Consider the following 12262-nt stretch of genomic DNA (forward strand, 5'->3'; position numbering starts at 1 on the left):
ACGGCCCGGACCCTTCAGGGGGTTCGGGCCGTTCGTCGTCCGGTCAGCGCGGCTGAGTCGCGCGGACGCGGAACCAGAGGCTCAACTCGCGTGCCGCCCGCAGGGTGGCCGACGGGTCGCCGTGCGCTTCGAGGTCGTCGAACGTGTCACGGAAGCCTTCCGGCGCCTCGGCGTCCGGGGTCGTGATGGGGTCGAAGCCCATGGTCCACTCGGCGAAGTTGCGCTCGTCGATGAACTCGTCGATCAGCACCCGGAGGTGGTCGTGGCGGGGGTCCCGTTCGATCTTCGCCATCGTGTCGCGGACGGCCTGTTCGGGACCCTCGAGGATCTGGATGAAGCGGCCGTTCCGGTACAGCAGCATCCCCGTCACGTCGCGCTCGGCGTTCGAGGTCCGGCTCTGCTCGAGGAGTTCGCGCAGCGCGCCGTCATCGAGCGGCGCGGTCGCCATGCTCGAATACACGACGGAGAACACGGCGTGGGAGTCGGTCATCGGTTCTCCCGGATCGTCAGGATGCCGGCGGTCCCGGCAACCTTCTCGGCGGACAGCGTCCGCATCGCGGGGACGAGGTCGGTGAAGGTGCCGACCGCGGTGGAGCGCATGTCGAACGCGACGAAGCGGCCGTCCCCCCGCCGTTCGATGTACCCCAGGAAGTTGCCGTCACGACTGCCGACGTGGAAGCCGTCCTCGACGCGCGCCCAGACCGTGCCGGGGGAGCCCACCAAGCGCACCGCGCCACCCTCGGCCTCGGCAAAATCTGCTCCTGCGTCGGCGACTGCCTCACCCAACTCATCTGCAGCACGTGCAGCTGGCACCACATCGGCACCGAAAGCGAGTGCGTCGAAGCCTGGCACGACCACGCCTTCCCCGGCTGGCGTGCCTCCCCGTCCTCCCCGCAAAGCTCCGCGGACAGATGGGCACCACCAAGCTCACCCCCAAGCTCGAGGACTGGTTCGACACCAACTACCCCGCCAACATGCGCGTCCCCGGCGCCCCCATCATCACCGAACGCGGCCCCTACGGCACCCGCCACGTCCCCGGCTACAGCCCCTTCGGCGGCTACGACCTCAGCGCACCCCAGGAAGGAACCCCCGCATGAACACCGAACCCACCACCCACGGAGACACCGCCATGCACACGCTGACCACGACCGATGTAGAGGCCCTGCTGGCCGACCTCGCGCAGCTCCTCCCGTGCCCGACCAGCATCGAGACAGACATGGGCGGCGAAGGATGGGTGCCCGAACTGTACTTCGGACCCATCGACGAGGCATCCGACGCCCCGATCCACCGCCTCGGCATCGACATTCTCACCGAGCGCCCCGTCTGGCTGATCGACCTCGACGAGGGAATGCGAACGATCCTCCTCGACGACGTGACCCCCGACAACGTGCGCAACGTCGCCGCCCGCGTCCTCGCGCTCTACCCCGACCACCGCCAGTAACAACGCACACCACACACCACAACGAAAGGCGACACCATGAACATCACCACTCGCGCAGCACTGTCGGTCGGTGAACCGTCCCCGGTTTTTTGCCGCGTGTTGCGGGCACTCGTCGTCGTGCTGCTCGCGATCGGCGCGTACTCGCTGTTCTTCCCCGCCCCGCCAGCGTGGCTAGCCGCCGGCCCCCAAGCTCCCGCAGGATTCAGCCCCCTCCTGCTCGCCGCCCTCGGCTTCCTCGCTATCTGCCTAGTCGTCTGGGGAACAATGCTCGTCACCGCCTCCCTGGCACGGGCCATCACCCGCGCAACGCTGCCCGAAGAAACGAAGGCCACGCCCCGCATCCGCTGATGCCCCGTTCGTTGCCGGCCCCAGACCAAGGAGCAGCCGGCAACGCACGGAGCCGCAGCCACCGTCGCCGCCCGTATCAGCGGACCCTGTGGACACACCCCACGCCCCCACGCGCAGATACCTACCCTGACCCGACGACCCCCGACGACGACACCACCTGGCTCGGCTTCGCCCCCAACTGCCGCCAATGCCTCGTACAGCTCGAAGCCGCCGGCGACCCCAAGCGCACGCCAGTCTGGCGATGCCCGCTCTGCGGACTCATCCAGCTACCCACGTGAGGCAGAAAAGGAAGGGGGCGATCCAGAACACAGCAATATGAGCGATTCGAAACCCGGAGGTGGGTGGGTGAGGGCCGGAGGGAAGGCCGGGGACGGGGGCGCGACCGCGGATTGGTATCGTTCAGGGGGACGCCGGGAGGGTCAGTGGTGGAGCAGCCGGAGGACGCGCGCGTGTGGCGCGCGCCGTCGATCATCGACGTTGCACGTGAGGTCGGGGTCTCGGCGCAGACCGTCTCTCGCGTCGCCAACGGCATGGACATCGTGCGTCCGGTCACCCGCGACAAGGTGCTCGCGGCCATGGACCGGCTCGGCTACCGGCCGAACTCCGCCGCGCGCGCTCTGAAGACCGGCAGGTTCCGCACCCTCGGCGTGATCATGTCCGAGCTCTCCAGCTACGGCAACACCCGAACGCTGGAGGCGTTCGCCAGCGAGGCGTCCAAGGCCGGCTACTCGCTCGCGCTCACCCCGCTGTGGACCATCGCGCAGGCGGGCCTGACCGGCGCGCTCACCCGGATCGCCGACCAGGCGGTCGACGGGCTCATCGTGGTGCTCGAAGAGCATGAGCTGCTCAAGTCCGACCTGAAGCGCATCGCCAAGATCCCCACGATCGTCGTCACCGCCGGCCGCTCGCATCCCTACGTCGCGATCGACACCGATCAGGCGCAGGGCGCCCGGCTGGCCACCGAGCACCTCCTTTCACTCGGGCACGAGACGGTGTGGCACGTCCGCGGACCCGAGCGCTCGCACGGCGCCAGGGACCGAGAGCAGGGTTGGGCCGACACGCTCCGCGAGCACGGCCGCGTGGTGCCCCCGGTCATGCCGGGTGACTGGAGCCCGGCATCCGGTTACGCGGCGGGGAAGCGACTGGCAGCCGACCCCGCGGTGACGGCGATCTTCGCGTCCAACGACGCGATGGCGCTGGGAGCCATGCGCGCACTGCACGAGGCCGGACGCGACGTGCCCGGCTCGGTCAGCGTCGTCGGCTTCGACGACATGGAGCTCTCCGCCGACTTCCGGCCGCCGCTGACCACGGTGCACCAGTACTTCGACCGTGTCGCCACCGCGGCGGTCGGCATGCTCATCGACCGGATCGAGCACCAGAAGCGCACCACCGCCGACCCGGTGCCCACCGAGCTGATCGTGCGGGCGAGCACCGCGCCGCCCCCGGGATCGGGGACGGCGCGGGTCGGCTGAGCCGGGCTCAGCGGTTCTGGATGCCGCGGAACGCGAACCGGAACTCGAGGTCTCCCGTCGGCAGCAGGTACCGGTCGAGCGGACGCGAACCCCAGGAGTCGTCTCCCGCCACCCCCCGGCGCATCAGCGCCGGGCGCACGATCGTGCGGTGGATCGGCGGCAGCTCGTGCGGATGCAGTGCGCTCTCGATCTCGGCCGGCGTCCAGCTCAGCGCCGAGAACTCCATGATCGGGTCTCCCTCGAAGCGCAGACCCGCGCCCCGGGCATCCGTGATCTCCGCCCAGCGCACGCCGGTGCGGTTGCCGGCCTCCTGCGGACGGATGTACGGGGTGAGCATGTCGGGGACGTGACGGTCGTAGACGCCCAGCCGGGCACCCTCCCGCCGGTCCACGTAGCACTCCTCGGGACCGTCGCCGTACCAGCGCACCCGGTCGTAATCCGCGGGCATCGCCAGCATCGTGGCGAACTCGGGCATCTGCGGCAGACCCTCGGGCACGTGCATCCGCTGGGTGACCTCCACCCGGCCCGCGCCGTCGACGAGATAACTGAGATCGCAGTGCGTCACGGGCGTCGTCGGCAGCTCGTAGCGGTAGCCGATGCGCACCCCGCCGTCGACCTGCTCGACCGAGATGTCGGCCGGCTCGTGAAACCCGCTGGCGCGGCCGTAACGGCTGGCGAGCAGCCACTGCCCCTCTTCGAATGGGCCGCCCCAGCCCCGCTCGTTCGCGGTCGGCGCATGCCAGAAGTTCGGGGTGACCGCGCCCGAGAGCAGCTCGCGGCCGCCCGTGCGCGTCTCGCCGAAGCGGTACGAGGTCAGCCCGTTGAAGATCCGGGAGAACGTCACGTGGAAGCCGGGCCCGTGCACGCCGATGCTCAGCGTGCCCTCGACCAGGCGCGGCGCGGGCGCCGCGACCTGCGCGGCCGGTGCCGTCGCGCCTGCGGCCGGCTCGCCGACCCTGAGCACGTGCTCGCCGAAGGCGACCTCGTGCCCGGCGGGTGCCCACGCCGTCTCGGTCCGCAGGTGCAGCGAGACGACGATCGCGTACTCGCCCGCCGCCGCGGGAATCGCGACCGGCAGCGGGTACACCGCCGACCCGCCCGGCGCGACGTCCGTGTCGACGACGCCGGCGGTCAGGATGCGGCCCTCCCGGGAGATCGAGACGCGCGTCTCGTATTCGGCCGACGAGGTCGACATCAGCCGGTTCGTCAGCGCGAACGACGACTCCGACACGTCGACGACGAAGCCCTGGTACAGCCGCTTCATCTCCTGCGCCATCGGCGAGGGGGTGTGGTCGGCGAAGAAGATGCCGTTGCCGCTGAAGTCCTGATCGTGCGGCGCCTCGCCGTTGTCGCCGCCGTAGCCGAAGTACTCGCGGCCGTAGCGATCGCGCATGAGGATCGCCTGATCGGCGAAGTCCCAGATGAAGCCGCCCTGGAACAGCTCGTCACGATACGCGAGCTCGATGTACTCGCCGACCCCGCCGAAGGAGTTGCCCATCGCGTGCGCGTACTCGCACACGATGAACGGCTTGTCGCGGTTGGTGCGCAGATAGTCCTCCACCGCCGCGGCGGGGGTGTACATCTGGCTCGCGATGTCGGTCGTCTCGGGGTACCTCGGGTCCCAGTGCACGCCCTCGTAGTGCACCGGGCGATCGTCGACCGACCGGAACCAGTCGGCCACATCGCGCAGCACCGTGCCGCCGAAGGACTCGTTGCCGCAGGACCAGATCACCACGCTGGCGTGGTTCTTGTCGCGCTCGAGCATGCTGCGGGCACGATCCAGCGCCGCCGGGCGCCATTCGTCGTGGTCGCCGGGCAGGGCGGTGTCGAGCGATTCGCCGTGCAGGCGGATGCGGCTCCACCGGGCGTGCGTCTCGAGGTTCATCTCGTCGATGACCATCAGGCCGTACTCGTCGGCGAGCGCGTAGAACGCCGAGTCGTTCGGGTAGTGGCTGGTGCGCACGGCGTTGACGTTGTGCGCCTTCAGCATCCGGATGTCGGACTCGGTGAGCTCTCGCGACGGCACCCGCCCGTTCAGGCCGAACTCGTGACGGTTGATGCCGTTGAAGACGACCCGGTCGCCGTTGAGCGACAGCACGCCGTTCTCGATGCCGAACCGGCGGATGCCGACTCGCTGCGGGACGACCTCGGTCAGCGCCCCGGCGGCGTCGCGCACCTCGATCACGAGGTCGTACAGGTGCGGATGCTCGGGGCTCCACAGCCGGGGCTCCTCCACCTGCACGACGAAGGCTCCGTCGGCATCCCGCGCGAGCTCGCCGACGCCCTCGATGCGGGCCGAGACGGCGCCGCCCGCCCCGTCGAGCTCCACGCGGACCCGCACCTGGGCGGATGCCAGGTCATCGGCGACCGCGGTAGTCACGCGGATGTCCTCGGCGTGCACCCCGGGGCGCCGGTACAGGGTGACGTCGCGGAAGATGCCCGAGAACCGGAAGAAGTCCTGGTCCTCGAGCCACGAGCCGGCGCTGTAGCTGAACACCTGCGCGGCGATGCGGTTCTCGCCCTCGACCAGCGCGTCGGTGAGATCGAACTCGGCGGGGGTGAAGCTGTCGGTGCTGTAGCCGATGTAGCGGCCGTTCACCCACAGCGCGATCGCGCTCTCCGCGCCGTGGAAGGTGACGCTGAGCCGCTCGCCCTCGGCGAGCGGACAATCGAGCGCGAAGGTGCGCACATAGCATCCGATCGGGTTGTCGCGCTCGGGGACCTGCCCCGGCTCGATGTCCTCCTGGCCGTCCCATGCGTAGCCGACGTTGACGTACTGCGGTCGGTCGTAGCCCTCCAGCTGCAGGTGCGAAGGCACGCGGATGTCGTCCCACCCCGACACATCCCGCGACGGATCGGCGAAGTCGGGCAGCACCTGCCCCTGGTTGCGGGCGCAGAAGAACTTCCACAAGCCGTTCAGCGACTGCTCGAACGCGCTGACCCCCGATCGCGCCTCGTCGAGGTCGGCGAACCAGCGGTGGTCCGAGTGCGCCGGGCGGCGGTTCTCCGAGACGAAGGTCGGGTCGGCGATGCGCTCGATGGCGAAGACGGGATCGAATGTCACTTGATGGCTCCGGTGATGCCCTGTGCGAAGGCGCGCTGCAGGATGAGGAAGATGAGGATGGTCGGGAGGGATGTCAGCAGCACGGCGAGCATGAGCACGCCGTAGTCGGTGACGTATCCGGCCGTGAGGTTGGCGATGAGCATGGGCATCGTCTGCACCGCGTTGTCGAGCAGGATCACACGCGGCCAGAGGAAGTTGTTCCACGAGGCCATGAAGGTGATGACGGCCGCGGCGGCGAAAGTGGACTTCATCGTCGGCACGTAGATGCGCGCGAAGATGGAGAGCTCCTTCAGCCCGTCGATCCGGGCGGCCTCGATGACCTCATACGGGAACGAGCGCGACGCCTGCCGGAACAGCAGGATCAGCAGTGGCGTGGCGATCGAGGGGATGATCACCGCGAACAGCGAGTTGACCATGTCGAACTGCGCGAAGATGCGGAACAGCGGGATCATGATGGCCGCGAACGGGATCATCATCGCCAGCATGAGGATCGCCATCACGACGTCCTTGCCGCGGGAGTGGTAGATCTCGAAGCCGTAGCCCGCGATCGCGCAGACGATCAGCGACAGCACCGTCGTGCCGATGGCGATGAGGGACGAGCTGATCATGGCGGCGCCGAGATCCTGCTGCGTGGTCAGCGCCACCAGATTGTCGATGAAGTGGCCGCCCGGGGTCAGCCGGGATCCGAGGACCTCTCGGGTCGAGTTGGTCGATGAGACCAGCATGAAATACAGCGGGAAGACCGAGAACAGGGCGAACACGGTCAGGAACGCGTAGCCGGGCACGCGTCGCCAGGGAAAGCGTCGACTAGTCACGCTTGTCACCCACCTTCATCTGGATGAGAGCCAGCACCGCGACCATGATCAGGATCACGTACGAGATCGCGGCGGCGTAGCCGACGTTGGGGTTCTTCAGGAATGCGAGCTCGTAGAGGTAGTGCGACATCGACATCGAGTTGTATGACGGCCCGCCCTTGGTGAGCGCCCAGGACTCGTCGAACAGCTGCAGCGTGCCGTTGATCGACATGATCGCGGTGAGCACGATCATCGGCCGCAGCTGCGGCACGGTCACGAACCAGAACGTCTTGAACGCACCGGCGCCGTCGATTCGCGCGGCCTCGAGGGTGGAGTGGTCGACGTTCTGCAGCGCCGCCAGGAAGAAGATCATGTTGTAGCCGGTCCACCGCCACAGCAGGCCGATGATGATCACGAACCGCGCGGTCCACGGCTCGCCGAGCCAGTTGAGCGGGTCGTGCATGAGGCCGACCGCCATGAGGGCGTCGTTGACCAGTCCGTCCGTGGCGAACATGGTGCGGAAAACCAGCGAGTACGAGACCAGCGAGACGGCGCACGGCAGGAAGATCATCGTGCGCCAGAGGGCCTTGCCCCTCAGCTTCGGGTCGTTCAGCAGGTTGGCCAGCACCATCGCCAGGATCAGCATGATCGGCACCTGGACCACCAGGTACAACACCGTGTTGAACATGGTGAGCTTGAAGATCTCGTCGTCGAGCAGCCGGGCGAAGTTCGACCACAGCGGCTCCGCCCAGTTCAGCCGTGATCCCCGGCCGGTCTGCAACGAGAGGACGAATGCCTGGATCATCGGCACGAAGCTCAGCAGCGTGATCAGGAGGGCTGCCGGCAGAAGGAACCCCCACCCGGTGAGGTTGCGTCGCCGTGCGGTGTTCAGCCACGGTCCGCGCGGGGTGAAGTCCGGCGGAGGGGTGCTCCGCCCCCGCCGGCGGGAGCCGTCGGAGGTCACGATCGCCTGGGTCGCCACGATGCGTACTCGCTTTCCATTGCTTCGGAACAGGACGCTCGGGCGGGGCGTCGTGCCCCGCCCGAGCGGAGAGGGTCAGTTCATCGCGAACTCGACGTTGGCCTGGGCCTCGTCGAGCGCATCCTCGATGCTGGTGCCGCCGATGACCCTGGTCATCGCCGCGCTGACCGCGTCACGACCTTCGAAGAAGTAGACGCCGGTGTTGGTGCTGGGCACCTCGGCGCCGAACTCGACGACCTTCTGGAAGATCGGCTGCCCGCTGAAGAACGCGCTCGGCTCGGCGTACACGCTGCTCTCGCCGGCGGGGATCCAGTTCGCGACCGCGCCGGCCTTCGGCAGGATCGTGTCGTAGAAGTCGGTCGATCCCGCGAAGGTGGACGCCAGGAAGTCGGCGGCGAGCGTCGCGTCGCCGGTGGAGCTGATCGCCCAGGACGAACCGCCGTTGGCCGAGTAGTTCGTGGCGTCGGGCACGCCGTCGAGCTTCGGCAGGTCGGTGACGGCCCACTTCCCCGCCTGGTCCTCAGCGGTCTGGATCGACCCGGCGATCCAGATGCCGTTGATGGTGCCGGCGACAGAGCCGTTGACGAAGCTGCTGATGTACTCGTCCCACGAGTTGACCTCGACGAACACGCCGGACTCGACCAGCTCGGTGTACACCTCGATGGCGTCGATCAGCACATCGTTGCCGGCGATCGTGGGCTGACCGTCCTTGTCGAACAGGCTCCCCCCGGCGGACTGCAGGATGATCGACAGCAGGTCGGACGAGCCGGCGATGCCGGAGAGCAGCGGCTTGCCGGTCTTGGCCAGCACGTCCTTGCCCTTCGTGATGAAGTCGTCCCAGGTGGTGCTGGTGAAGTCGTCGATGGTGTATCCGGCCTGCTCCAGCACGTCGGTGCGCAGGGCCGAGACCGCGGTGCCCGAGTCGAAGGGCACACCGTAGTTGACGTCGTCGATCGTGGAGTAGGCGGTGACGCTCTGGGGGAACTCCGAGAAGTCGATGTCGGCGTCGGCGTAGTCGCCGAACACGTCGGGATAGTTGATGACGTTCTTCTGGAACGCGCTGTTCTGCATGAGGAAGATGTCGGGCAGCTCGTCGAACTGCTGCGACTGGGCGATGGTGGTGAGCTTGGCCTGCAGGTCGTCCCAGGGCGTCTCCACGATCTTCAGCTCGAAGTCGGGGTGGTCCTTCTGGTAGACCTTCTCGGCCTCCTTCATCGCATAGATGTTGAAGGAGGGGTCCCAGGCCCAGACGGTCAGGGTGTTGCCGTCGCCGGAGCCCTCGGCGTCGCCACCGCTGCCGCATGCGGTCAGCGCGAACAGGGGAAGGATCGCCGCGGCGGCCATCGCCGCAGCCTTTGTCATGCGCTTCATCGAAGCATGTCCTCTCGGGGGGATTCAGGTGGCCACGGAACGACTCCTCGGCCCTGCCACGACGTCCACGTCACTGGCAATTGCCAAAATGATCACGTAAACATTTTGCGTCAGGCAAGCCCTGTTACGCAATCGTGACCTCACCGGCGCGGGTCAGCGGGTCGATCAGAACCGCTCCCGCCGCCGGCTGCGCCGCGGCTCCGCGATGGGAGGCCGGCGGTCGTGGTTGTATTCGGTCTTCCAGTCGCCGATCACGACCTGGGCGTGGAGCAGCGAGTAGAAGCTGTTGATGTTCAGGCACTCGTCGCGGAGCCTGCTCTCGGCATCCTCGCCTTCACTTCCGCGAGGTCACCCGTGGCCAGGCCTCTCGCCCTCGCTGCGCCACCGGCGACATCCTCCGCTTCGCGAGGTCACCATGGACGAGCCCCTCGCTGGGCGACGCGTGCGTCCCGTCATGGCCTGAGACCTCACATCACCGACGGGGCCCTGCCGAGAGACGATCCTCACGGTAGGGCCCCGTCACGGTGCTTGGGCGCGAGCGGCCGGGTGCGCCTCGGGGGTCAGGCGTCGTCCCGCCCGGCGGCGCGGTGGACGAACTCGATGAGGGAGTTCTCCATCTCGGCGCGGGTCTCGGGCTCGTTGTGAACCTCGTGGCGGACGTCGGGGTAGATGTGGAGTTCGACGTCGTGGCCCTTCTCCTCCAGGCGCCGGGCGACCTCGCGCGCACCCTCGCCGTAGTTGGTCACCGGGTCCTCCGCGCCCGCGAAGATCGCGACGGGAACCTGCGGAAGGCGGTCGAAGAAGTCGTCGCCGTTGGCCTGGTCGTACACGTCGACGAAGCCCTGCAGGAACCGGTTGCTCAAGGGGGCGCCGAAGTTGTTGAAGGGGTCGCGGCCGTGATCACGGACGACGTCCGCGTTGCGCGCCACCCAGTCCGTCGGGCCGAAGTCCGGGCCGAGGCGGTCGTAGAAGCCGTCGAACAGCTGGCCCACCAACGCATCCGCAGCGGGGGCGGAACCGTCGGCCGCCACGGCAGCCTTCAGGGCCTCGCGATCCAGCGTCGACTCGACACCGCGCATGCCCACGGCGATACCGCCCAGCGCGAGCCCGTCGACCTCGACACCCGGCTGCAGCACCAGCGCCCGCGCGATCATCGACCCCAGGCTGTGGCCGAACACCACGTACGGCAGGTCGGGGAACAGCTCCTTGGCCTTCCGGTACAGCGTCACCTCGTCCTGCACGATGACCGTCGCCGACTCGTCACCGGCGTCACCCCACGTCCCCGACTGCATCGCCGTCCGACCGTGACCCGCGTGATCGTCCGCGACCACGACGAACCCCGCATCCACCAGCGCGGCCGTCATGTGCAGGTACCGGCGGGAGTGCTCGCCGAGACCGTGGATGAGCTGGACCACCGCCACCGGCGTGACCGCCGGTTCGTACACCCAGGCCTGGATGGTGTCGGTGCCGTTGTGCGACGTGAACTCGAGTTCGCGCAGAGCCATGCTGACCTCCTCGTCATGCCCCTCGGGCGGGGAGCTCGACGGGCATGACCATACCGTACCTGCCGACAACGGGATGTCCGGCCCCCGACCTCCGTCGCCCACTCGCGGAACTCCCTGTCGCGGGCGCTGAGAGCGGCAGGTACGCGCCCAGCCCGTCCCGAGAGCCGCGTGACCGGGTCCGGACCCGGCGGCCCGGCAGGGTCACCCCCGGTGGGGGGCGCGTCCCGCCCGGATCATGCCTGCCGGCCCGCCCCGTGGCACTCGTGGACCAGGCCTCGGCATCGCGGCTAAGGAAGGTGAGGCCGGGGTCGATCAGACAGGCGACACGGGACATCACATGGAGAAACGGCGTCCCCGCTCCGGTGCTGCGTGGACCCGACGACGGCCCCCGGCCGACGAGCCCGGCGCCGACGACCTCGGTCCCGGCGATCACGCCGCGGCCCACGTCGCTGCCCGTAGCCCTCATCGGACGTTTTCGGTGGGTCGAACGTGAGTTCGGGAAGGGCTGCCATATGTGACCGCAGGGGGATCGCCTTGTGGGACGGCATAGAGCGTGCGCGCTTGCTTGTGGCTTCGTTCGCTTGGTGGCGGGGTTCTTGCAGCGCTCCGTGGCGGTCTTGTTGCCGCGATCACGCAGGACTGGCTGCAGGTAGGTTTCGCGGTCTGAACCGAGAGGGGTGCGCCCGGTCGGGGCCGTTTGGATCGCTGCCGCTACGTCAGAGTCCGAAGGCTCCGCCGCTGACGAGGATCACGATGCCGAGGCCGATGAGAACGATGGGGAAGAGGATGTGCTCCCAGCGTTCGAGCACTTCGGCGATCGGGGGGCGGGTGGCGACGAACTTTGCCAGGGCCACCAGGACCGCGACGAGCGCGAGGAAGACGATGCAGTAGGCGACTACTGCGAGAGGTTCCACGCTGAGGAAGACAGGGGTGTAGACGCCGATGTTGTCGCCGCCGTTGGCAAGGGTGACGCCTGCGACTGTCCACACGCCGACCTTCTTGCCGGCAACCTTGGCCTCGTCGTCATCGTCGTCATCGTCTCCGCGCCAGGCCTGCCATGCGGCCCAGAGGCCGAGGCCCAGAGGGATGAGACCGAAGTACGGGATGGCTGCCGAGGGCAGGAATGCCCCGGCACCGATGGTCACCAGGACCGCGGCACCGAGGATGCCGGCGAATCCGAGGTACTGGCCGGCCAGAATGCGGGCGGTAGTGCCGCGCTGGCCTGCCCCTCGCGCGAAGAAGAGGGAGAGCACGATGATGTCGTCGATGTTGGTCGCTGCGAACA

General features: G+C 68.3%; 12 protein-coding genes and 2 pseudogenes. 5 read left to right on the plus strand and 9 right to left on the minus strand.

The window, feature by feature from the left end; translation table 11 throughout:
- Positions 1 to 43: 43 nt before the first annotated feature.
- Together NH287_RS09110 and NH287_RS09115 are read right to left on the minus strand one after the other, a co-directional pair.
- Positions 44 to 490, minus strand: a complete 447-nt coding sequence (locus tag NH287_RS09110; RefSeq protein WP_253035363.1) for a BLUF domain-containing protein — start codon at positions 488 to 490, stop codon at positions 44 to 46.
- Positions 487 to 729 (minus strand): hypothetical protein, encoded by a 243-nt coding sequence (locus NH287_RS09115; protein WP_253035364.1) that lies wholly within the window; start codon positions 727 to 729, stop codon positions 487 to 489. The genes NH287_RS09110 and NH287_RS09115 overlap by 4 nt, the downstream gene beginning before the upstream one ends.
- On the opposite strand from NH287_RS09115, the pseudogene NH287_RS15375 reads away from it, so the two are divergent.
- From NH287_RS15375 to NH287_RS09140, 5 genes and pseudogenes are all read left to right on the plus strand, one after another.
- Positions 673 to 831 (plus strand): annotated as a pseudogene (locus tag NH287_RS15375) (hypothetical protein); the annotation flags it as partial. The gene NH287_RS09115 and the pseudogene NH287_RS15375 overlap by 57 nt on opposite strands.
- 80 nt (positions 832 to 911) lie before the next feature.
- Complete coding sequence (locus tag NH287_RS09125; protein WP_253035365.1) at positions 912 to 1097, plus strand: DUF6349 family protein; 186 nt, start codon at positions 912 to 914, stop codon at positions 1095 to 1097.
- Positions 1094 to 1441 carry a hypothetical protein gene (locus NH287_RS09130; protein WP_253035366.1) on the plus strand — a complete coding sequence of 116 codons (348 nt, stop codon included), beginning with the start codon at positions 1094 to 1096 and terminating at the stop codon, positions 1439 to 1441. Before NH287_RS09125 ends, NH287_RS09130 begins: the two co-directional genes overlap by 4 nt.
- 36 nt (positions 1442 to 1477) lie before the next feature.
- Positions 1478 to 1789, plus strand: coding sequence for a hypothetical protein (locus NH287_RS09135; protein ID WP_253035367.1), 312 nt, complete (start codon positions 1478 to 1480; stop codon positions 1787 to 1789).
- Positions 1790 to 2214: 425 nt separating this feature from the next.
- The gene (locus NH287_RS09140; RefSeq protein ID WP_253035368.1) at positions 2215 to 3261 is read left to right on the plus strand and encodes a LacI family DNA-binding transcriptional regulator; all 1047 of its coding nucleotides are present in this window, start codon (positions 2215 to 2217) and stop codon (positions 3259 to 3261) included.
- 7 nt (positions 3262 to 3268) lie between these two features.
- Here NH287_RS09140 and NH287_RS09145 read toward each other — a convergent pair whose 3' ends face one another.
- The 7 genes and pseudogenes from NH287_RS09145 to NH287_RS09175 form a co-directional block, all read right to left on the minus strand.
- Positions 3269 to 6325, minus strand: coding sequence for a glycoside hydrolase family 2 TIM barrel-domain containing protein (locus NH287_RS09145; protein WP_253035369.1), 3057 nt, complete (start codon positions 6323 to 6325; stop codon positions 3269 to 3271).
- Entirely contained in the window at positions 6322 to 7110 is a 789-nt protein-coding gene (locus tag NH287_RS09150; RefSeq protein WP_253035370.1) for a carbohydrate ABC transporter permease, read from the minus strand. The genes NH287_RS09145 and NH287_RS09150 overlap by 4 nt, the downstream gene beginning before the upstream one ends.
- Before the next feature lie 22 nt (positions 7111 to 7132).
- On the minus strand, positions 7133 to 8101 hold the full coding sequence (locus NH287_RS09155) for a carbohydrate ABC transporter permease (RefSeq protein ID WP_242086248.1): 969 nt from the start codon (positions 8099 to 8101) through the stop codon (positions 7133 to 7135).
- A gap of 75 nt (positions 8102 to 8176) precedes the next feature.
- The gene (locus tag NH287_RS09160) at positions 8177 to 9463 is read right to left on the minus strand and encodes an ABC transporter substrate-binding protein (protein ID WP_253035371.1); all 1287 of its coding nucleotides are present in this window, start codon (positions 9461 to 9463) and stop codon (positions 8177 to 8179) included.
- A gap of 174 nt (positions 9464 to 9637) precedes the next feature.
- A pseudogene (locus NH287_RS09165) lies at positions 9638 to 9802 on the minus strand (integrase core domain-containing protein); the annotation flags it as partial.
- A gap of 230 nt (positions 9803 to 10032) precedes the next feature.
- Positions 10033 to 10977, minus strand: coding sequence for an alpha/beta fold hydrolase (locus NH287_RS09170; RefSeq protein ID WP_035964342.1), 945 nt, complete (start codon positions 10975 to 10977; stop codon positions 10033 to 10035).
- Between the two features lie 716 nt (positions 10978 to 11693).
- Positions 11694 to 12262 (minus strand): cadmium resistance transporter (locus NH287_RS09175; protein ID WP_253035372.1); only part of this gene is annotated, 569 nt, incomplete at its 5' end.

This window comes from Microbacterium sp. CnD16-F (assembly GCF_024124465.1).
In the GTDB taxonomy this organism is placed as follows: domain Bacteria; phylum Actinomycetota; class Actinomycetes; order Actinomycetales; family Microbacteriaceae; genus Microbacterium; species Microbacterium gawkjiense.